At 48.2% G+C, this 21,405-nt stretch carries 17 protein-coding genes and 1 tRNA gene; 11 read left to right on the forward strand and 7 right to left on the reverse strand.

Annotation, left to right across the window (positions count from 1 at the left end):
- Positions 1-9: 9 nt before the first annotated feature.
- Entirely contained in the window at positions 10-2,181 is a 2,172-nt protein-coding gene (locus F0L74_RS28745) for an outer membrane beta-barrel family protein (protein WP_149841337.1), read from the reverse strand.
- A gap of 308 nt (positions 2,182-2,489) precedes the next feature.
- On the opposite strand from F0L74_RS28745, the gene F0L74_RS28750 reads away from it, so the two are divergent.
- The 5 genes from F0L74_RS28750 to F0L74_RS28770 are packed head-to-tail and all read left to right on the forward strand — an operon-like array spanning position 2,490 to position 6,509.
- The gene (locus tag F0L74_RS28750) at positions 2,490-3,428 is read left to right on the forward strand and encodes a class I SAM-dependent methyltransferase (protein ID WP_149841338.1); all 939 of its coding nucleotides are present in this window, start codon (positions 2,490-2,492) and stop codon (positions 3,426-3,428) included.
- A complete protein-coding gene (locus F0L74_RS28755) occupies positions 3,385-3,906 on the forward strand; it encodes a DinB family protein (RefSeq protein WP_149841339.1) in 522 nt (173 codons plus the stop codon). Before F0L74_RS28750 ends, F0L74_RS28755 begins: the two co-directional genes overlap by 44 nt.
- Positions 3,907-3,930: 24 nt before the next feature.
- Positions 3,931-4,812, forward strand: coding sequence for a class I SAM-dependent methyltransferase (locus tag F0L74_RS28760; protein WP_149841340.1), 882 nt, complete (start codon positions 3,931-3,933; stop codon positions 4,810-4,812).
- A 4-nt stretch (positions 4,813-4,816) separates the two neighbouring features.
- The gene (locus tag F0L74_RS28765; RefSeq protein ID WP_149841341.1) at positions 4,817-5,533 is read left to right on the forward strand and encodes a glutamine amidotransferase-related protein; all 717 of its coding nucleotides are present in this window, start codon (positions 4,817-4,819) and stop codon (positions 5,531-5,533) included.
- Between the two features lie 10 nt (positions 5,534-5,543).
- Positions 5,544-6,509 (forward strand): YpdA family putative bacillithiol disulfide reductase, encoded by a 966-nt coding sequence (locus tag F0L74_RS28770; RefSeq protein WP_149841342.1) that lies wholly within the window; start codon positions 5,544-5,546, stop codon positions 6,507-6,509.
- A gap of 4 nt (positions 6,510-6,513) precedes the next feature.
- Here F0L74_RS28770 and murB read toward each other — a convergent pair whose 3' ends face one another.
- Complete coding sequence (murB, locus tag F0L74_RS28775) at positions 6,514-7,530, reverse strand: UDP-N-acetylmuramate dehydrogenase (protein ID WP_149841343.1); 1,017 nt, start codon at positions 7,528-7,530, stop codon at positions 6,514-6,516.
- Between the two features lie 101 nt (positions 7,531-7,631).
- Between murB and F0L74_RS28780 the strand changes: the two genes are divergently transcribed.
- Positions 7,632-8,300: an NAD(P)H-binding protein gene (locus tag F0L74_RS28780; RefSeq protein ID WP_149841344.1), complete on the forward strand. Its 669-nt coding sequence runs from the start codon at positions 7,632-7,634 to the stop codon at positions 8,298-8,300.
- Positions 8,301-8,322: 22 nt separating this feature from the next.
- On the opposite strand, the gene priA is transcribed toward F0L74_RS28780, so the two are convergent.
- The 3 genes from priA to F0L74_RS28795 form a co-directional block, all read right to left on the reverse strand.
- Positions 8,323-10,767, reverse strand: a complete 2,445-nt coding sequence (gene priA, locus F0L74_RS28785) for a replication restart helicase PriA (RefSeq protein WP_149841345.1) — start codon at positions 10,765-10,767, stop codon at positions 8,323-8,325.
- Positions 10,768-10,816: 49 nt separating this feature from the next.
- Positions 10,817-11,593, reverse strand: a complete 777-nt coding sequence (locus F0L74_RS28790) for a lysophospholipid acyltransferase family protein (protein ID WP_149841346.1) — start codon at positions 11,591-11,593, stop codon at positions 10,817-10,819.
- Between the two features lie 111 nt (positions 11,594-11,704).
- A complete protein-coding gene (locus F0L74_RS28795; protein ID WP_149841347.1) occupies positions 11,705-12,142 on the reverse strand; it encodes a DUF4258 domain-containing protein in 438 nt (145 codons plus the stop codon).
- A 249-nt stretch (positions 12,143-12,391) separates the two neighbouring features.
- On the opposite strand from F0L74_RS28795, the gene F0L74_RS28800 reads away from it, so the two are divergent.
- Both F0L74_RS28800 and mtaB read left to right on the forward strand, forming a co-directional pair.
- Entirely contained in the window at positions 12,392-14,812 is a 2,421-nt protein-coding gene (locus F0L74_RS28800; RefSeq protein WP_149841348.1) for an ABC transporter permease, read from the forward strand.
- 30 nt (positions 14,813-14,842) lie between these two features.
- Positions 14,843-16,120: a tRNA (N(6)-L-threonylcarbamoyladenosine(37)-C(2))-methylthiotransferase MtaB gene (gene mtaB, locus F0L74_RS28805; RefSeq protein ID WP_149841349.1), complete on the forward strand. Its 1,278-nt coding sequence runs from the start codon at positions 14,843-14,845 to the stop codon at positions 16,118-16,120.
- A 118-nt stretch (positions 16,121-16,238) separates the two neighbouring features.
- Here mtaB and F0L74_RS28810 read toward each other — a convergent pair.
- Positions 16,239-16,313: transfer RNA gene (locus F0L74_RS28810), tRNA-Val, on the reverse strand.
- A gap of 517 nt (positions 16,314-16,830) precedes the next feature.
- Here F0L74_RS28810 and F0L74_RS28815 point away from each other — a divergent pair.
- The 3 genes from F0L74_RS28815 (at position 16,831) to F0L74_RS28825 (ending at position 20,633) form a co-directional block, all read left to right on the forward strand.
- Entirely contained in the window at positions 16,831-17,817 is a 987-nt protein-coding gene (locus tag F0L74_RS28815) for a helix-turn-helix domain-containing protein (protein WP_149841350.1), read from the forward strand.
- 389 nt (positions 17,818-18,206) lie between these two features.
- Positions 18,207-18,458, forward strand: a complete 252-nt coding sequence (locus F0L74_RS28820; RefSeq protein ID WP_149841351.1) for a hypothetical protein — start codon at positions 18,207-18,209, stop codon at positions 18,456-18,458.
- 48 nt (positions 18,459-18,506) lie between these two features.
- Positions 18,507-20,633: a lanthionine synthetase LanC family protein gene (locus tag F0L74_RS28825; protein WP_149841352.1), complete on the forward strand. Its 2,127-nt coding sequence runs from the start codon at positions 18,507-18,509 to the stop codon at positions 20,631-20,633.
- A 230-nt stretch (positions 20,634-20,863) separates the two neighbouring features.
- Here the strand turns inward: F0L74_RS28825 and F0L74_RS28830 are convergent, their stop codons facing one another.
- A complete protein-coding gene (locus F0L74_RS28830; RefSeq protein ID WP_149841353.1) occupies positions 20,864-21,388 on the reverse strand; it encodes a hypothetical protein in 525 nt (174 codons plus the stop codon).
- Between the last annotated feature and the right edge of the window lie 17 nt (positions 21,389-21,405).

The following is a 21,405-nucleotide window of genomic DNA, read 5'->3' on the forward strand; positions in this document are numbered from 1 at the left end:
TTTTCCGCATCAGTTGCCTTCCATACGCGCGCGTTCCTTCTCTATACCGGTTTTCCGGTTACCGGCCGCTTTTACGCGCTGGTTGCCAAACTTATAGGAAAACGCCAGCTTCACAAAACGGGATTCTTCCTTATCATTAAAAGAGGAGATCACGCCAAAGGAAGAGATATCATATTTATTAGTATAGGTATTGAAGATGTCTGTTACATTAAGGGAAACCCGGCCGGCATTATGCAGGATATTCTTTGCAATGCCGGCGTCAATATAATAACGGGCCTTCATCTTATATACGCCATACGCCATGGGCGAGGTATAAGTAGCGGACAACTCCGCCGTAAGCCCTTTTCCTATCATGATACTGTTGCTGACATTCGCATACATCCCTACGCTGGCATTGGTAAGCCGGTAAGGTCCCCGCTCAATATATTTGGCATAGGTGGCCATAACAGTGCTGGTCATGTTCCACACATCCTTTATTACACTTTTAGTGTGTATGATACTGGCATTTACCGCGTACGCGCTGCGCAGGTTCACATAAGTGCTGATCACCACATTCCCCGTATCCTGCCGGTAGATATCCGTAAGCACCCGGGAATACCGCTGATAGCTGAGCGTAGTGAACAGCTCATCATTATACGTGTAAGACAGTTCAAAAGCATGCCCGATGGAGGGGCGTATATTGGGATTGCCCTGGTAATAGAAGTATTGGCTTACATAGGTAACAAAGGGGTTCACAATATTAAAGCTGAACCGTTCTATGCTTTTGCGGTAAGAAAAGCCATAGTGATGTTTGGCAGACTGGTTGTACATGGCCACAAAGCTGGGAAAAAGATCCAGCTGGTCCCGTGTGTTGATCTTATTCAGCGTAAGCGATTCCCCTTCCATATGCGTATGTTCTGCCCGCAGGCCGGCCTGCAGGTCAAACTTGCCCAGGGTACGGCTATAGTTGGCGTATGCCGCATAAATATTCTCCCGGTATACGAAGTGATTGGTCTTACCGCTATCTATCACCCACTGTTTTTCCCGTTGCTGCCGCCATTGTATATCATTGTCCGTGGTAGTGATGGTAGCCTTAACGCCCGCCTCCAGCTTACCTTTCCAGAGCGGCTGGGTATAATCCGCCGCTACGGAGCTGATCATATTATCTGCCGGGGAATTATCCTGCAACAGGTAAGGCTCCCGCAGTTTGCTGCCATGTGGTTCGTAAAAGTTGGTGATGTAATCGTCATTCCACGATTTATCATAGTGGAAATAGTCTGCATTTACGGTCAGCTGTTTACCTGTGGTATCCAGGTCCAGCCGGTAGTAGGCGTTTATGGAAGGGTTAAACAGCAGCAGATCGCCGGTAGTATTGACCGTAGAGAAGGAATCCACCGTCTGCGGGTGGCGATCCATAACGGAGCGGGTATCCACCTTGCGGTACCGGTAATTGAGCAGTCCTTTCAGTACAATGCCGGCAGCGCTGCGGGCATTGATATCATAGTCTGCCCCGGCTTTGAAAGAATGGTTGTTGCGCTCCCGGGTTTCCCAGCTGCTTTCTGCAATATTGCGGTTATTATTCAGCTGGCGGACCGATTGTTCCCGGTAGTACTGTTTATTATAGCTATAGTCGTAATTACCGTATACGTTTACCCGTTCATTCCGGTAATTAAGCCCCATACCGGCATTGTAACGGGTATACTGACCGGCGCCTATGCCCGCGTTAACGGTTCCATTGGCGCCAAAGTTCCTGTTGCGGGTGCTGATAATGTTGATAACGGCGGCGCCACGGGCATCATAACGGGCGGGCGGGTTGCTGATCAGCTCTATTTTGTCTATGCTGTTGGCTGGCATAGCGGCCAGCCAGTCCTTCAGCGCTTCCCCGGAGAGGCGGCTATCCTGGCCATCTATCAGCACAGCTACCCTTTTACCACGCAGTTCAAAATTACCGTTACCCTGGTCTATTACGCCGGGCGCATGTGAGAGTACCTGGAGGGCGTCGCCACCGGCGGCTATGGGGCTTTCCGCCACATTAAGGATGATCTTGTCTGTCCGCATGACGATATATGGCTTTACGCCATTTACCGTTACAGCCTGTAGCTCCTGCTTATGTAAGGTATCCTGGGCTTTTGCGGATTGCCGGCATATACCTCCCATAAACAGCAGGAACATCATCATGACTTTGGCTGATAGTAATCTCATGCAGAACGGGTCTCCATCTTAAGTGGTCATTAAAGATATTCATTTACGGGTTCAGACATAGCATAGGCACTTTTCCGTGGAAGGGCTGCTACATACACACGCGTACACAAAAGTGTGATTATCAAAATAAAAATATGGATAAATCCAATATTTAATCCACCATTATCTTATTTTTACAAACAACGCAAAAAAGCTGTCCCGGAACCATCAGTTGTTTACAGGTAGTACGGCAGGCAGCATCAGGTAATTGTTCCCTTTCCCAAAACACACCGGACATCGTGTAGCAAGTAGTACAAAAACGCCTCTTTATGCACCCGGCAGATGCCAGTAAAATGGCCGTTTATAAGGCATTTAACCGTGCGATCGCATCTAACAGTCCTATTGATAAGCGCCTGTTCCATGATCCGTACGCAACAGCTTTCCTCACTCCCTCACTGCGGTTGGTGATATGGCTGCACCGGTTGCCTTTGTTTCATCGTTTTGCTTATTGGTACATCGAAAAATTGTATCCTGGCACACTCACTTCCGGGGCTGCACGCACCCGTTTAATAGATGAGCTAACGGTAAATACGATACGTGATCATGCAGTGAACCAGGTGGTCATACTTGGCGCTGAGTTTGATTGCCGTGCGCACCGCTTGCAGCGGGAGGAAAGTGTACAGTTTGTGGAGGTGGATCATCCGTACATACAAAAGATCAAAAAAGACATACTGGCCGCATTACCGCAGCTACCGGTCAAACCGATTGATTACATACCCATGGACCTGCGCCTGCAGCTGCCGGACGAGGTGATCCCTGAATTATTGCTGCGTCCGCACTACCGGACGCTCTTCATCTGGGAAAGCGTCACCAATTCCCTCACCGGCACCACCGGCATGCGCATGTTCCGCTACCTGCAAGGGTTCCCCGCGGGCACACGGCTGATCTTTACCTATGTGGACAAGGGAGTGCTGGAGAATCCGGGCATATTTATTGGAGCTACCAGTATGACGCGGCTCTTGAGGAAGAGCAATGATTTCTGGAGCCTGGGCATCTCCCCCGCAGACATCCGCAGCTTCCTCACCAGTTACAATATGGAGCTACTGGAAGACATAGGTACAGATGAATACAGGCGGCGTTTCTTTGGACCACGGGCAGATAAGATGAAGGGCTATGAATGGTACCGCGTAGCAGTAGCAGTAGTAAAAGCAAAACCTGAAGTGTATGATACCGGATATCCATCAACTGCAGGAGGATCTGGACAATAATAGCCGGCTTTTCCTGGACATACTGGACACCATCCCTGCGGATAAGCTGCAGCAGAAAAATGCGCGCACGGAGTGGAGCATAATGGAATGTGCGGAACACTTGTTGATAACAGAGCAGCAGGTAGCTAAAACCTTGCAGCATCCTTCCAGGCCAGTGGAAGGCAGAGAACCGGACAGCAAGATAGCACAGATAGATAAAAGCTTCCTTGAGTTTGACAAGCGCTTGCTGTATGTGCCGGATCCTGACACCATGGAGGGCGCTTTTAAAGATGTAGCCGGTTTTAGCCAGGCTTTCCGGCATAACCGCAACCTGATAAAAGCGGCCCTGGCGCAGGCGCCGCTTGATGAAGAATGCCGGGGTGCAGAACACCCGCTTTTTGGCCATATGACCCGGCTGGAATGGGCGCATTATGTTATCTCCCATACAGAAAGGCACCTGCAGCAGATCAACCGGATAGAGGCCAGCCTGGCGGATTAACACCTGTTCAATAAAATCCTATATATGCAACTGGGTCATGCCAGCAAGTCCACCATTTTTATTGCTTTTTTCCGTGCTATAGAATCCGCCCGCTCGAAACGGGTGCGGTTGTTTCACGATCCCTATGCAATATCCTTCCTTAGCCCGGTTTTAAAAATGTGGGCCGCACTTTCTGCCTTTCCCTTTTTTAATTGGTTTGTTCCGGCGTATATTAACACCTTCTGGCCAGGCGCCCTTACAGCAGTGGTGGCCAGAACGCGGCTGATAGATGTGATGACCACCAAGACCATACAGGAACAAGGTATCAACCAGGTGATCATCATGGGCGCCGGATTCGATACGCGGGCACACCGGCTGCAATTGCGGGAACGGGTGCATTTTGTAGAGGTGGACCGGCCGGTAACCCAGAAATATAAACAGGCGCTGCTCTCAAAACTGCAGAAAAACGGATATAACCATGTGGATTATGTGAAGATGGATTTCCGGCTGCAACGGCCGGAGGACTGTATTACGCCGCTCATGCTGGGCAGCCAGTACAAGACGCTGTTCATCTGGGAAGGCGCTACCAATAACCTGACCATGGAAACTGGACATAAGATGTTCCGCTACTTCCAGGGTTTCCCTGCCGGCACGCGGATCATCTTTAACTATGTGGACAGGCACGTGCTGGACAATCCCGCCATGTTTTACGGCGCTAAACGGGTAGCCAAAATGCTGAAGCGGATCCGCGAACCATGGAATGTGGGGCTGGTACCCGCCCAGGTACCGGAGCTGCTGGCCACCTACAACATGGCGCTGGTGTTTGATGAAGGCGCCACAGATTACCGGAAACGGTATTTCGGAACCAGCGCAGACAAAATGAAAGGCTACGAGTTTTACCGCGTAGCCATGGCCGTTGTAAAATAAGACTATGACACCACTACGTATACATTACCTTGAACATGTGCCCTTTGAAGGGCTGGGCTGTATTGCCGATTGGGCTGCTGAGAACGGCCATACCGTAACCGTGACCACCTTCCATGACCTTGTTGTATTACCAGACCTGGATACCATCGACTGGCTGATCGTGATGGGCGGGCCTATGGGCGTGTATGAAACAGCACGTTATCCCTGGATGGCAGTGGAACTGGTATACATTGAAGAAGCCATACGCCGGCAAAAGAAAGTGCTGGGCATTTGCCTGGGCGCACAGCTGATCGCCTGCGCGCTGGGTGCGCGGGTATACCCCCATACGCAAAAAGAGATAGGCTGGTTTCCCGTGCAGTTTACCACGGAAGGCGCCGCGGCCTCCCTGGCCAAGGTATTTCCGGCAGAGCTGCCGGTATTCCATTGGCATGGGGATACCTTTGACCTGCCTGCACAGGCTACCAGTTTTGCCGCTACCGGCGTTTGTGCCAACCAGGGCTATATATACGGCGGTCATGTGATTGGGCTCCAGTTTCACCTGGAGGTGCGGAAAGCAGATGTACTGGGCATGGTGCACCATGGCGATGATGAGCTGGCGCCGGCCCCCTATGTGCAAAGCGCGGAGACTATTGCGGCGCAAAGCGATCTGGCAACGGAGGCGAACAAGGCAATGTACCGGTTGTTGACGGCAATGTATGATAACTCGTCCGCCATTTCGTAATTTTAACCCCATGGACACAACGTTTGATATTCTGATCATTGGCGGGGGGCCTATAGGGCTTGCCTGCGGGCTGGCGGCGCAGCAGGCGGGGCTTAGCTATGTTATACTGGAGAAAGGCTGCCTGGTGAACTCTTTATACAACTATCCGCTGAACATGACGTTCTTTTCCACGTCTGACAGGCTGGAAGTGGCGGGCATCCCTTTTATGTCCATCAATGCAAAACCTACCCGGCCGGAAGCCCTGGAATATTACCGCCGGGTGGCCACCTCCAAACACCTGGATGTACGGCTGTTTGAGGAAGTAACGCGTATAACGCCCAACGGCGACCATTACACGGTACAGACCTCCCGCCATACCTATACAGGCAGGCATGTGGTGATAGCTACCGGTTTTTACGATATACCCAACCTGATGAACGTGCCAGGCGAAGACCTGCCCAAAGTAAGACACTATTATAAAGACCCGCACTTTTACGCCATGCAGCGGGTGATTGTGGTAGGGGCGCATAACTCCGCCGTGGATGCCGCCCTGGAAACCTGGCGCAAAGGTGCAGATGTGACGATGGTAATCCGGGAAAGCGGTATTGGCAGCCGGGTAAAATATTGGGTAAGACCGGATATTGAGAACCGTATTAAGGAAGGCTCCATTAAGGCGCATTGCCATTCTGTGATACAGGCCATACGCCCTGACGAGGTGGATATACTTACGCCTGAAGGCGTAGTGACTGTACAAAATGATTACGTGATCGCCATGACAGGTTACCAGCCAAATTTCAGTTTCCTGGAGCAGGCAGGCATCACCCTGTCACAGGATGAGAAACGTTATCCTACCTATAACCCGGAAACCATGGAAACAAATATGCCGCGCTTATACCTGGCCGGCGTAGTGTGCGGAGGAATGGACACCCATGTATGGTTCATTGAAAACTCAAGGGATCATGCGGAGAAAATAGTGCGGCACATTAAGAACAGCTAACCGCTTAAACTATATTCACTTCCCTTTCCAGCTCCACGCCAAATTTTTCGTGCACGCTATCCAGTACCTGCTGGGAAAGCTGGTATACTTCCTGGCCGCTGGCATGGCCATAATTCACCAGCACCAGGGATTGACGGGCATGTACGCCGGCATCGCCACTGCGGTAGCCTTTCCAGCCGCACTGCTCAATAAGCCAGCCGGCTGCCAGCTTGTAGTGCCCGCCCGCCACCGGGTAAGCCACTATATTGGAATGCTGGCTATGTAATGTCTCAAACTGTGCCGCCGTAATAGTGGGGTTTTTGAAAAAACTGCCTGCATTGCCTATCTCCGCAGGGTCCGGCAGCTTGGAGCTGCGGATATTGATCACCGCCTGGCTGACGGCCTTGATAGAAAGCTCCTGTATGCCCATTTTCTTTAACTCTTCTTCTATAGCGCCATAGCTGGTATTAAACAAAGGCTTTTTCCGTAAGCGGTAGGTAACAGAAAGGATCACAAACTGCCCTTTATACTGCCTTTTAAACACGCTCTCGCGATAGCCAAAGGCACAATCCTCATTATTAAAAGTAACGGTCGTATGATCCTGCAGGTGCCAGGCTTCCAGCTCGTGGAAATAGTCTTTTATTTCCACGCCGTAAGCGCCAATATTCTGCATGGGGCTGGCGCCTACGTTACCGGGTATGAGCGACAGGTTTTCCAGCCCCGCCCGGTTATGCGCTATACAGTCCATTACAAACTGGTGCCAGTTCTCCCCTGCCCCCGCTTTTACATAAATGTATTGATCATCTTCACGCAGCACCGTAATGCCTTTCAGCTCGTTCTTCAACACCAGTCCGTTAAAATCCCCGGTGAACAATATATTGCTGCCGCCGCCCAGGATCATGGCAGGAAGGGACTGCCAGCGCGCATCCTGCGTAAGCTCCTGCAGCTGCTGCAGACTGGCGAACGGAGCAAAATAACGGGCCTGCACATCCATGCCGAAAGTATTATAGGGCCGAAGCGAAACATTTTCAGATACCTGCATAATTGACTTAACTTTAGGAACAGCGGATAGCTATTAAACGTTAGCCCCAGGGCCGCCCCGCTGAGATAAAGAACAAATATAAATTAAACTCTTATAAACACATGCCTCGAACAGCTGTTGTAATAGGCGCTACCGGGCTTACCGGCAGCAATCTGGTAAACCTGCTGCTGCACAATAATGCCTTTGACCAGGTAAAGGTATTGCTGCGGAAGCCCACGCTGAAACCACGCGCTGGCCTGGAAAGCATTATCGTAGATTTTGAGGATGAGAACAACCTGGCAGCAGTATTACACGGCGATGTTTTGTTTTGCTGTATAGGCACTACACGGCGTAAGGCCGGCAGCCAGGAACAATTCCGGCAGGTAGATTTTAATATCCCTGTGCGCTGCGCTACCCTGGCCAAACGGCAGGGGTTTGGCCAGTTCCTGCTCATGTCTTCTGTGGGCGCCAATGTGCACTCCCGTTTCTTTTACCTGCGGACCAAGGGAGAAACAGAACAGGCGATCATCCGGCTGGGGTTCAACAGCCTGCATATACTACGGCCTTCCGCCTTGCTGGGCAAACGGGACCAGCCACGGTTGGGATCACTGGTAGGCCAATTCCTTGTTCAGGTATTTTATTTTCTGCTGCAGGGCAGGTGGAAAAAATATCGTGGTATTAAAGCCTCCACGGTAGCCAAGGCGATGGTGGCGGCTGCAGTTAAAGGGGAGGCTGGCACGCATATCTATGAATCAGATGCTATTAAGGAAATGGCGGGGGAACCGCTGTAGATGTGCAGATGTGTGGGATCAATCAAACGCAGTCCACATCCGGCGTTATAATAACGGAACGGAATTTTTTCTCTGCCTGTAATTTAATAAAGTGTTCCCGGAGCAGCTGTTTTGTCTGGGCAATCACCTTTGTATCCCGGGGTAATTTAATGAGCATTTCCTGGAGATAGTTGTTACGTACGCGGCCCACCAATGGAACGGCCGGTCCTACCAGCTGCGGGCCCAGATGCGGATACAGCCAGTTTCCCAATACCTGCGCCGCCTGTTCCGCTATTACCTGCTTCTTATGTTTAACGGTGATCTTTAGCAGCCGTACAAAAGGCGGATATCCAAAGCGCTGCCGCTCCGCTATCTCTGCTTCGTACATCGCTTTATAATCGTGCAGCGTAACATACTGCAATACCGGATGCCGGGTATTGCTGGCTTGTATGATCACCTGCCCCTTACCATGTTTACGGCCGGCGCGCCCGCTTACCTGCTCCATCAGCTGAAAAGCACGCTCATTCACCCTAAAATCCGGGTAGCTAAGCAGGCTGTCTGCGCTTAAGATCCCCACCAGGTTCACATTTTCAAAATCAAGCCCTTTCACTACCATCTGGGTGCCTACCAATATGTCTATACGCTGCTGTTCCAGCTGCTGGATCATTTTGTTATGGCTGTCTTTATTCCGCACCGCATCTACATCCATACGGGCTATCCGGGCGCCGGGGAATACCTGCTGCAGGTCCTCCTCTATTTTCTCCGTACCAAAGCTTTTAGGCACCAGTGTTTGGCTGCCGCAGGCCGCGCAGGTAAAAAGGTAAGGATACTGCGTGCCGCAATAATGGCAATGCAGTTTATCTGAATTGCGGTGCCAGGTCAGGGACACATCGCATTGTTTACAATTAGGTATCCACCCGCAGGTGCTGCAAAGCAGGAAAGGCGCATACCCCCGCCGGTTCTGGAACAGGATCACCTGTTTACCCGCTTCCAGGGTTTGCTTCACCGCATCCACCAGCATAGGCGTAAAATTGTGCAGCATCTGCTTTTCCGCCGTAGGCTGCTTTACATCTGCTATTTCAATGGCCGGCATGGCTATCCCGCCAAACCTTTCCTCCAGGGTAACCAATCCATACTTGCCCTGCTGCGCATTGAAATACGATTCCAGGGAAGGGGTGGCAGAGCCCAGTAATACCTTTGCTCCAAACAGGTTGGCGTAATAAATGGCCGCATCCCGTGCGTGATAACGGGGTGCGGGGTCCTGTTGTTTATAGGAGGCATCATGCTCCTCATCCAGGATAATAAGGCCAATATCGCGGAAGGGTAAAAGCAGGCTGGAACGGGCGCCCAGTACTATCTGCAGCTCCCCGCTCTTTACTTTGTTCCATATTTCTACCCTTTCATTATTATTAAAACGGGAATGATAGATGCCGATCTTGCTGCCAAAATGTTTTTGCAGCCGGCGGATGATCTGCGCCGTGAGGGCGATCTCCGGCAACAGGTACAGCACCTGTTTGCCGGTAGCAATACATTCCTCTATCAGTTTTACATACACCTGGGTTTTACCGCTGGAAGTAACCCCGTGCAGCAGGGTGACCGGTTTCTGCTCAAAACTGGCGCGCACTCCTTGCAGCGCAATTTCCTGGGCGGGGCTAAGGGTAAAATTTATATTCGCCTCCGCTTTGCCACCGGGCACACGGTCCACTACACGTTTTTCTATCCACACAATGTTCTTGTCCACCAGGCCTTTTAACTGGGCAGCAGTGGCGCCGGATTTCTTCAGCAGCTCGCTTTGCAGCACGGAGCCTTGTGTTTTGAGCAGATGCAGATAGGCCAGCAACAGCTCCATCTGTTTAGGTGCACGGCCCATTTCATTGAACAGTTCCGCCAGCTTTTCTTCCTGTTCATAAACAGGGTGCAGCTGCACATAATTCTCTTTCTTCTCGCGATAGGCTTCCTTCAGCTCTTCATGCACCAGGCATACCTTTTTTTCTATGAGGCGTTTAATAGTCGTATATACGTCCGCTTTGTCCAGGATCATCTGCACCTCTCCTATACGCAGCTCTTTACGGATATGCAGGGCTTCCGCCACCATATATTCATCCTCATCCAGGCTGGTGAGATCATCGCCAAAGGCCTCATTATATAACAGGATCGTTTCGCTCGATAGCTTCAGGTGGGCGGGCAGGGCTGCATTGAGCACCTCCCCTTCCGTGCACATATAATACGCTGCCAGCCATTGCCAGAAGGATAACTGTGCAGGGTATACGACCGGGTCTTTATCCAGCAGATCCAGCAGCGGCTTGGTCTTATAATCCAGCGGGGCCTGGCCGTGCAAAGCCTTCACAATACCGGCATACTTCTTCTGGCGGCCCAGTTGTACGGCCACACGGCTACCTACCTGTATCGTATCCTCCATACCCGGGGGTACGGCATACGTATAGTTCTTTGGTAATGCAAGCGGTAATATTACGTCTGCGTACTTCATTATGCGGTGGCCATCCTTTCTTTTAGCAGGAAATATGCGGAAAGGACGTTTAGATTGCCTGTTGTTTCACAGGTACGTCCGGGTACTCGGAATGCTCCTTTAGCGCGGCATGCATGACACTGAACACACGCTGTTTCAGCGCTGGCAGATCTTCCATCGTAAGACCAGCCACCGGGATAGAGGGAAGGAACAGCACCCGGCAACGGCCAGGCGACAGGTCCAGCATCCTTTTATGGGAAAACCGGATACCGCTATCCAGGTATAACACGGGCTTCAGCGGTGTTTGGGTTTCTATAGCTATACGGAAAGCGCCGTTGTGAAAAGGCGTTAACAGCTGGTTGGTTTCATTGGTGGTACCCTCCGGGAAAATGAGGATGGAAATGCCCTTACGTACCATCGTCATCATTTCCCGTACGCTGGCGGCGCGGCCGGCAGTGCTGGCCCTGTCTACCAGTACTACGGACTGGCGATAGATAAACCCAAAGAACGGGATCTTCTTCATTTCGATCTTGCCCAGGGGGCGGAAAGGAAGCCCCATCACCTTTACGGCAATAGCTGCATCGAGATAGGAACGGTGATTCACCACATACAGGAAGGTGCCTTTTTCATTATTATCCTCCCTTATTTTCCTCACCCATATACCTACCATCGGAAACCAGAGATCCGCCCAGAGCCGGAGGAAGTAAAAAGTGATATTCCCGCCCCGGATCCTTCCTAACAGGGAAGCCAGGATAATAGGTGGAAGGATGAGGAACATAATAGCCAGCCATAATAACAGCGCATATATTACGTACAATACTCTAACCGGTTTCAGCAATATGCTCATAAATAGATTTAAATAACACCAAACCGGAAAATTAAGCAACTATCAGGTAATTATCAATTTACTAATTGTTAATTGACAACAGGCGAAAGTGAAGGGATTGAAAAACAGCGTTTAATCGCAGTTACAGGTCCATCTTTTGTCCAGGTCTATACAGGTCACTACCCGGGTGACCTCCCGGCAGGGAGCGAAAATAACGCGGAGGTGCTGCCCCTCATGGGAATACCCTTCCAGTGCAAAAGTGGGACAGGGACGATCGTGCAGGTTGGATTTGGCAAGATCAATACGGCCCTGGGCCATTATCTCCTGCACCTCCCCTTCTGTAACGTGCCGGCAATCCATGCGGCAGCGGGCATGTATGGTGTATTCCAGGCGTGCGGCGCGGTCAAATTCCGGCATATCATCCACCATTTCCGGCACCGGCGGGCCGCTTTGCGGCGATGGCGGCGCGGAGGTTCCCGCATGGTTCCACCACTGCCAACGCCAGGCCACCAATAATAATATAGCCAGTACTACTACAGGAAAATACTTGTGCACCGCCCCCGGTTTCATTGCATTATCGATTTTTGAAATTGCGGTCAGCAATATGTTAAACTTACACCTTTTCCGGGATATAAAAGTGAGGAACGAAGCCCCGGCATGATGGGCGGAAGAGAGATAGACCGGCGCCTGTTCAAAAACGGACGTCCCTGTTCCCAAATGAACAGTTTATGTGTCCAAACAGCCACCCAATCCCTTCTCCAGCAAACAGTTAGGTAAATGGCATTTTATTAGCTCCGGGAATACCAAACCCACGTTACCATGATCAGGAGTTACCTGAAAACTGCTTTCCGCAGCTTTTCAAAGAATAAGACCTTCAGTTTTATCAATGTGATTGGTTTGACGATTGGCACGCTTTGTTGCCTGTACATCGTGATGTATGTGGCGGATCAATACAGTTATGACAAGCACGAAGATCATGCCGGAGATATATACCGGATTACGAGCACGCTGAAAACTGCTGGCGATGTTCACCTGCTGGCAGTCTCCTCGCCTCCTGCCGCTGCTGCTATGAAACGTGATTTCGCGGAGGTGGCGCAATTTACCCGGGTACTGGAGCCCCGTGTCTTTGGGGCCGAACAGCACCTGCTTAAATACCAGGACCAATCTTTCTACGTGCAACATGTGCTTTTTGCCGACTCCACTTTTTTCGATGTATTCTCCTATCATTTCATCAGCGGCACTCCCCGCTCACTGATGGCGCCCTTTTCCACCGTGTTGCTGAAATCTACCGCAGACAAGCTGTTTGGCAAGGAAGATCCCATGGGTAAAACCATCCGGATCAATAATAAGGCAGGCGAGGAAACGCTGACGGTGACTGGCGTAGTAGACGAAAGCCTGGGTGGTTCCCATATTGATGCCGGTATGTTCATTAATATGAACAGCGGGCTGATTGGCGATATTGTACGCCGTACAGATTCCTGGGCGGGCGGTAATATGCTGTATGCTTATGTAAAACTGCAACCCGGCACAGACAAGACAGCGCTGGAGCGGAAACTACCTGCCTTCCTGCAGCGTTATGGCAAGGAGCAGCTGCAAGCCCTCCACATGGAAAAGCTGCTGACCCTTCAGCCCATCGCGGACATACATACAGATACCAGTTATGAGGTAGAGTTGAGCAAGACCGTCAGCCCCGTTTTTCTACGGATCCTGCTATTGATCGCTATACTGATACAGGTGATCGCCTGCATCAATTTCATGAACCTTTCTACAGCCAGGGCCTCACAAAGGGCCAGGGAAGTGGGCGTAAGGAAAGTGATGGGGGCAGGCAGGAAAGACCTGGTCCGGCAGTTCCTGGGCGAATCCCTCCTGCTTTCGCTGATGGGCGTATTGCTGGCTGTTCCTTTATTATACCTGCTGCTGCCTTTCCTGAACACTATCACAGAGGCAGAGATCCGGTTGTCTTTTCTCAGTGATTACCGCCCCTGGTTGATCTTACTTGGCATAACCACCGCCACCGGCCTGATGGCGGGTCTTTATCCCGCCCTTTATCTTTCTGCTTTCCAGGCCATTAAAGTGATCAGGGGCAACTTCAGCAACCGCATATCCGCAGCAGGACTGCGCCGTTCCCTGGTGGTTTTTCAGTTTGTGCTGTCCATTGTGCTGATCACCGGAATTGTGGTGATCTACAGTCAGCTGCATTATATACGCCACAAGGACCTCGGATTTGAACGGGATCAAAAGCTGATCTTCAATATTTACACCGGCGGCGTTAATATAACCGCCCTCACAGCGGACCTGCAGCAGCTACCGGAAGTAAAAGCCGTCACCAGAAGCAACAGTCAGCTGGGCAAACAGACCCTCATGACCAGGAACGTATACCTGCCTGGCGGGAACGCGGCCGATGGAGAGGATGTGCCGATCATGGTATCCGACAAATACTTTGTACGGGCAGCCGGCATTCGCCTGCTGGCCGGCCGTGATTTCCGGGACTTCGACTCCGGCCGGGTACTGATCAACGCCACCCTGGCTAAACGGCTACGGATCAACCCCAATACAGCGGAAGGCGCCAGATTGTATGTAAGCTCCGGCGACGAACCGGCAACAGCCTATGAGGTGGCCGGTATTGTACGGGATTTTCATTTCAACTCCCTGCATGAGACCGTAAAACCCTTTATGCTGCTCTACGATCCCCAAAGCCCGGCCCTCTGCGATATAATGGTAAATACCGAAAGCAGCAACTACAAGGCTTTGCTGGCCAAAATAAAAATCATCTGGCAGCGGAACGCGCCGGGCCTGCCCTTCCAATACAGCTTCCTGGACGATGAAGTACAAAAACAATATGAAACCGAGATCGTACTTTCCAACATCATCAACGCCTTTACCGGCATGGCCATTCTGATCTCCTGCCTGGGCCTGTTTGGGCTGGCAGCCTTTAGTGCGGAACAACGGAGCAAGGAGATCGGGATCCGTAAAGTGCTGGGCGCCAGCATTCCCGGTATTGTTCAATTGCTGAGCAAGGACTTCCTGAAACTGGTATTGATCGCCCTGCTCCTCGCCACCCCTATTTCCTGGTGGACGATGGACAAATGGCTGCAGGGCTTTGCCTACCGGATCCCGCTTAGCTGGTGGATGTTTGCCCTGGCAGGCGCAGTGGCGGTGCTTATTGCCCTGTGCACTGTAAGCGTGCAGGCCATCAAAGGGGCATTGGCCAACCCTATCAGGAGCCTTGGGAGGGAATAAACGGCTTTTTTTGTAATTTTGCCCTCCTTTATGACAACGTCCAAGACAGTAGCTTTTCACACCCTGGGCTGCAAGCTGAACTTTTCAGAGACCTCTACCATTAGCAGGTTGCTGGAGCAGGACGGCTTTGTGAAGACAGATTTTGATGGTTTGGCAGATGTATATGTGATCAATACCTGCTCCGTTACCGACAATGCCGACAAAGAATGCCGGCAACTTGTAAGGCGTATCCAACGCCGGGCGCCGGAAAGTATGGTAGTGATCACCGGCTGCTATGCCCAGCTGAAACCGGAAGAAATTGCCTCCATCGAAGGCGTGGACCTGGTACTGGGCGCCGCCGAAAAATTCAATATCGTAGACCACCTGAAAACGCTGACCAAAGGCGATAGCACCAGGATCTGCTCCTGCGATATTGAGGACGTATCATCCTTCCATGCCTCCTACTCCCTGCACGACCGTACCCGCACCTTCCTGAAAGTACAGGACGGCTGCGACTACACCTGCGCTTTCTGCACCATTCCCATGGCCCGTGGTAAAAGCCGCAGCGACAGTGTGGAGAACGTATTAACACATGCCCGCACCCTGGCAGCCAGCGGCGTAAAGGAGATCGTACTCACCGGCGTAAACCTGGGCGATTTTGGCAAAGGCCTGCAGGGCGGCAAAAAAAGGGAAGAGACCTTTTTTGAGCTGATCCAGGCCCTGGATGCGCTGGACGGCATTGAACGCTACCGCATTTCCTCTATAGAGCCTAACCTGCTGAGCAACGAGATCATTGAGTTTGTAGCCAACAGCCGCAAATTCATGCCTCATTTCCATATTCCCCTGCAAAGTGGCAACAACGAGATACTGGGACTGATGCGCCGCCGCTACCGCCGGGAACTGTACGCGGAAAAAGTAGCGCTGATCAAACAATTCATGCCGCATTGCGCTATTGGCGTGGACGTGATCGTAGGCTTCCCGTCAGAAAGCGATGAGCACTTCCGGGATACTTATGATTTTCTGCATGGGCTGGATGTGTCTTATCTGCATGTATTTACTTATTCTGAACGCGCCAATACCCATGCGCTGGAGATACAGCCGGTAGTACCAGTGAACGTCCGGCATGAGCGGAATAAGATGCTGCGGAATCTGAGTCATAAAAAGATGCAGTATTTTACGGAACAGCACCTGGGACAGACGCGGAAGGTGTTGTTTGAAGGGCATGATAAGGAGGGGATGATGGAAGGGTATACGGATAATTATATTAAGATTACGACGCCGTATAGGAAGGAATGGGTGAATGGATTGGTGGATTGGGAGTTGAGGTAAGGTGGTGTTTAGGTTGGAAGATATTGACAGCTGGCGGGAGATCGCTGGCTGTTTTTTTATGCCGTAACAATAGAGGTTGATACAAGCAAAAAAGTCCCGCCGCCAGGCAGGACTTTCGTGGGAGTTGACGGGGTCGAACCGCCGACCCTCTGCTTGTAAGGCAGATGCTCTGAACCAACTGAGCTAAACTCCCAATATCTTGAAGTCTCTATTAAGACGTTCTATTCTAAGAGGTTGCAAATATAGAAAATTCTATCTTAAAGTCAAATTCAAAATATTTTTCTATTTGCTTCCGCGATGACTTTTCCAAAGCGGGAGTGCAAAGATATATTTTTTCTAATAATTGCAAAGGGGTGGGTAATTTTTTTGTGCCTCTACCCATTTTTTATCCAAACGGACAAATAGTTTTTGTCGTATTTAGTTATCCGATCTGCCACTGTTCTCTTTTAGTTAATTTAGGTATACCATTAAAGACATTATTAAAGTAACTCATAACTGCTAAAGAAAGTTAGTATTCAATAGCTGTCTTGCCCGTACCATTTGTTAAATGTTTAACTCAATACCATGCCCATATTACCAGATCGATACCGTTATTCATTCATTATAACAGGAGAAATATTTGTCAGGCTGCCGGTAAAACAGTCTCTCCTACTCAACTAATTACCTTTAACCTATCTGCACAAAGCATTTAAAACCCTCTTAAAGACCATATGAACTTACTTCCTTTTAACTGGTCTGCAGGAGAGCTTGTAACTTTGCCTGCAATTGATTCCCGTTATAAAAAACACATCATAGGTGGCGCCATTGGGTCAACCATCAAAGGTGCATTTGGCGTTATCCTAAAACAGCTGGTAGACTACGACATCCTGACCTTCACCTACTATGTAATTGTGCTAAGTATAGATACTATCCTTCAGGTAGATACCTCAGACTTCCTTCTGTCATTGACGTATATGCTGGAGAACGAAATAACCCAATCAGTTGATGGCTCCTCCATCGCGCTTTCATTAAGTGAGGGACAGTTTCAATTAGCCGGGTTGCCGCCAGATCAATACCTTATGGCTCTGACGCCCGGCATTTACAGGTTCTGCCGGTTAGATGTGAAACGAGATGTATTATCAGAGTTCTCTCAGCAATATGATTTCCTAAAAGAGGTGGCCCTCAGGGCGGAGCATAATTTACCGGTAGTATATCAAAAGGCGCCGGTCATTTCACATCGAAACAGGCTATTGTTGGATAGTATACTCGCCAATAAGGTAAATGGTACCATTGGGCATATTACGATTGAGAGCAGTTCAAAAAGGCTATTGTTGTTGTCCTTAAATGATCTCGAGGAACAATTTAGGAAATATCCTGTTTTGGGAAGCGACCGGGAAGAGTACGAAAAAATAAAAGCGTTTATAACAAATAATTTAGATAAAAAATTGACCATTCCTCTTCTATGCAGCCATTTTAAGATTGGAAAAACCAAAATGCAGCAGCTTTTTTCACAGCTGTCTATGATGAGTGTACATGATTTTATTACTATACAAAAGATAGAGAGATCCAAACTGCTGCTAGAAACTTCGCTTACTATAAATGAAGTGGCCATTGAGGTGGGCTATACGGAGCCAAGCAATTTTATCAGGGCGTTCAAGAAGATAACGGGAATGACGCCTATGGTGTATAAAGCAAATAACGGTCAAATTGACTATTAATTTTTGGCAGGATTGATAGTAGTTAACCTGCAATTAACAGTAACTTCATATAGACGCAAAAGAGACGGCTAACGTATCTTTATTTGCCCATGATTATGAATGTAACCCGTTTTTATAAGCAAAAGACAAACAGTTAAATCTGTTGACTCCGCTCTGCGGCCAATAAGTTGTCGGACTCATTTGATACGGAACCCTCAAAATTAAGGACCATGAACCACTGTAAACCTGTGCCCATCACTCGAGTACATTATATTATTGCCCCCCGACGAGTCGCGTCTACGGGGTTATTTGCTATGAAGAGAATGTTCTGCCTGTCTAGGTGGAACAAAAATATCTGATTAGCATTCATCATACCGTCTTCATGGTAAAATCCGCTCAAACAATCTTTTATGTCAAGAGAAATCTTTCACCGAATCCAAAGGATCGATTATTTCATTAGAATAAAAAACACCGGTACACCAGCGGAGCTGGCAGAAAAAATAGGTATTTGCGAAAGAAGCGTTTATCTCTATTTGAATATAATGAAAGAACTAGGTGCACCTATAAAGTTTTCAAATTCCCGGCAGAGTTATTACTATGATGAAGATGGGAGTTTCATGATGGCATTTCATCCAAAGTGCAATGTAACAACCCGCTTATAGCCAGTGTATTGGTAATATCGAGCTCTGATAATCCTACAAAATAATTATATGGAAGAAAATGAAAACCTTTATCAAGTAGCCGCCATGCGGAATGACGATAAATCAAATACAGATAAGAAAATAATAAACCAACATTACCTCGTATTAAAGAAACTAAAAAATGACATAAAAGGAGAGGTAATAAAATGCTTTTATATAAAGGGACTATTCAAATGGGGGTTATGCATCTTAAAAGAAGGGAAACGAGGCGCATATGTAGATAAATATGACCGCGACATCAGGGACAGAATATTATGGCAACGAGAATTGCATTCTAACCTTACAGGAAAACTACGGCTACCAAGACTGTTAGACTCGTTTGAGGCGGATAATTCCTATTACATAGCAATAGATTACATAAATGGTAAATCGCTGGCATCGAAACGAAATGAGTATGGAGCCAAACTATGGAATCATTTCGATCAACACGAAAACAAGGCTATTACTTTTTTGGACTATCTATTGCAATTAATTGACCTACTAGAACGTCTACACAATGAAGGATATATTCATCGTGATGTAAATACCGAAAACTTTCTTATAGATAAAAAAGATAAGCTACATATTATTGACCTGGAGCTATCATATTCAATTTCAAAACATTCACCCTCACCGCCTTTTATGCTGGGCACTTTCGGCTATATGTCGCCTGAGCAATTGGCTTGCTCCTTACCCACTATAAAAGAAGATGTCTATGCTGTGGGAGCAACTATTTTCAAAGTGCTTACAGGAATAGATCCAATTAAAATTATCGATCCAAATTCCAACCGCACAGAAGAAAATGTACGTTTTTTTATTAGTGACGCAACCCTGGCAGGTAACATCACAAACTGCCTACTTACTGAAGCTGAAGGCCGTCCCGCTCTGTCAACAATAAAAAAGGCAATCGAACAGTATAAGTCTGACATAGAACACGTAACTCCTTCACAAAATCCACAAACAAATCATTCGATTTCGCAAATACAGCTTAAAGAGACTATACAAGATGCCATACGCGCAATCTCATCGCCATTAATGGCTGACGAGTACATATGGTTCTCCGAAAGCGCACTAACTGATGGACAGAATAGTGAAGGCAGATTAGATAAAGGGTATTACCTCCTATTCAGTCGCGGTATGGCCGGCATACTATACCTATTAAGCGTTGCCAGGAAAACCGGCGCTAATATAGACAGTTCTCAACCATATATTTACAAAGGGATTGAACTCCTGGAGCAAGGGATTATTAATGATACAATCGACCTATTACCAGGTCTGCATTTCGGTAGTGCCGGGATCTCCTCATCAATATCAATTTCAATACAACAAGGAATCTTATCTCCCGAAAAAAAATTCTCCAACTGGATAGAAACCTGGTTAACCAGAAGCAATGACCAACTAAACTTTGCACATGGCATCGCTGGCCAGGGAATGGCTTATTGGTTGTGTCATGACCACATTGATCCCGGTCTGATGAAAAGCCATCTAAAAAACTACGTTGACCTATTGTTGGGAACGCAAGAAAAAGATGGCTCCTGGATACGACTAAATAGCCAAAATAAAAAGGAAAAAATTCCCGGATTTGCAAATGGTGTAGGAGGTATAATTTATTTCCTTTTAGAATATGCTCAACGATATGACAATGATACTGCCTTACACGGGGCTATAAAAGGTTTAAATTGGCTAATGCGGCAGTCGTCCAGCAACCAAGGCGTTCTTTCCTGGAATACCCGGACCGACAGGGAAATTTCACGGTGGTGGTGCGAGGGCCCTCCTGGTATAGCGCTGGTATTCTTAAAGGCCTACAGTATATTGAAAGAAAAAACCTATGCTTCATTTGCCCGAGGAGCATTATACAATTATGACGAAAAAGTGGTGGCAAACAACTTAAGTCAATGTCATGGCATTAGCGGCTTGGGTGAAATCTATTTGGAAGCATTTAGAACGTTAGGGGACCGTCAATGGAACGAACGGGCAGGATGGATTGTTAAAGTGATAATGCAATTAAAACAGGTTGACCCACATTATGGCACTTATTGGCTCGTGCAGAAAGCAAAAAGTCCCGTTCCCGATTTCATGGTTGGATGCAGCGGTGTCGTACACTTTTTATTAAGATACTGCAATCAAGATGAAATAAAGTTCCCACTTTTCTCTTAGTCAATAATCCTCCTCCAAAACACCTTATTCAATCTGAGGTACATAGCTCTACACATTCTTCCAGATCTTTCCCAACTTTACAAACCTTTTCACCTTTTATCTCATCTCGAACTGCTTTTGGAAAAAGATACAAACATCTTTCCCAAAAAGCAGTTCGCCCAAATGCCATTATTATAATACATCATAGCAAGAAAATATCCATAGATAACTGCTTGCACATTCCACATAGGTCAATTTACAAAGAAGCGTCTCAAATCATCATGTATTGTAATCGGTACGGTCTTCACCTTTACATACACTCTTTTGTTGAAGCTATAGTAAAATGTTGGATGAAGAAAAACAAGGTCATTCAGATACGCTTTGTTTTCGAAATCTACGAATACCTGACCATCCTTAACTGGCATATTTCTTTTATCACCAGAAAAATAAGCTTTAATCGCTTTCATCCCATTGCCAGTGATAATAGCAAAATGATGATTGTTCATTTCGTCCAATGCAGTATTCAAACTATCAACAGATTTATCACGGCAATAATTACATGATGCATCTATTGGTATTATCATAAATGACAATGAATCGGACAGTCGGTTCTCAGGTATAGAATGTCCAGTCAAGTCAACAAGTTTATTAAACAAATTAGTTTGCAATGTATCTCCCTGAATAATTGAAGTCTGTAAGTTCTCTCTATGCCCGGAAATACATCCCATTCCTGCAAAAAAGAAAAATATGAGGTACTTTGATATTTTGAACATCATATTACAAGATCTTTAAA

Source organism: Chitinophaga agrisoli (assembly GCF_008386695.1).
GTDB lineage: Bacteria > Bacteroidota > Bacteroidia > Chitinophagales > Chitinophagaceae > Chitinophaga > Chitinophaga agrisoli.

Coding starts and splice junctions, on each gene's coding strand:
- F0L74_RS28745 (WP_149841337.1), bottom strand. CDS start 2,181: ATGAGATTACTATCAGCCAAAGTCATGATGATGTTCCTGCTGTTTATG.
- F0L74_RS28750 (WP_149841338.1), top strand. CDS start 2,490: ATGCACCCGGCAGATGCCAGTAAAATGGCCGTTTATAAGGCATTTAAC.
- F0L74_RS28755 (WP_149841339.1), top strand. CDS start 3,385: ATGATACCGGATATCCATCAACTGCAGGAGGATCTGGACAATAATAGC.
- F0L74_RS28760 (WP_149841340.1), top strand. CDS start 3,931: ATGCAACTGGGTCATGCCAGCAAGTCCACCATTTTTATTGCTTTTTTC.
- F0L74_RS28765 (WP_149841341.1), top strand. CDS start 4,817: ATGACACCACTACGTATACATTACCTTGAACATGTGCCCTTTGAAGGG.
- F0L74_RS28770 (WP_149841342.1), top strand. CDS start 5,544: ATGGACACAACGTTTGATATTCTGATCATTGGCGGGGGGCCTATAGGG.
- murB (WP_149841343.1), bottom strand. CDS start 7,530: ATGCAGGTATCTGAAAATGTTTCGCTTCGGCCCTATAATACTTTCGGC.
- F0L74_RS28780 (WP_149841344.1), top strand. CDS start 7,632: ATGCCTCGAACAGCTGTTGTAATAGGCGCTACCGGGCTTACCGGCAGC.
- priA (WP_149841345.1), bottom strand. CDS start 10,767: ATGAAGTACGCAGACGTAATATTACCGCTTGCATTACCAAAGAACTAT.
- F0L74_RS28790 (WP_149841346.1), bottom strand. CDS start 11,593: ATGAGCATATTGCTGAAACCGGTTAGAGTATTGTACGTAATATATGCG.
- F0L74_RS28795 (WP_149841347.1), bottom strand. CDS start 12,142: ATGAAACCGGGGGCGGTGCACAAGTATTTTCCTGTAGTAGTACTGGCT.
- F0L74_RS28800 (WP_149841348.1), top strand. CDS start 12,392: ATGATCAGGAGTTACCTGAAAACTGCTTTCCGCAGCTTTTCAAAGAAT.
- mtaB (WP_149841349.1), top strand. CDS start 14,843: ATGACAACGTCCAAGACAGTAGCTTTTCACACCCTGGGCTGCAAGCTG.
- F0L74_RS28815 (WP_149841350.1), top strand. CDS start 16,831: ATGAACTTACTTCCTTTTAACTGGTCTGCAGGAGAGCTTGTAACTTTG.
- F0L74_RS28820 (WP_149841351.1), top strand. CDS start 18,207: ATGTCAAGAGAAATCTTTCACCGAATCCAAAGGATCGATTATTTCATT.
- F0L74_RS28825 (WP_149841352.1), top strand. CDS start 18,507: ATGGAAGAAAATGAAAACCTTTATCAAGTAGCCGCCATGCGGAATGAC.
- F0L74_RS28830 (WP_149841353.1), bottom strand. CDS start 21,388: ATGATGTTCAAAATATCAAAGTACCTCATATTTTTCTTTTTTGCAGGA.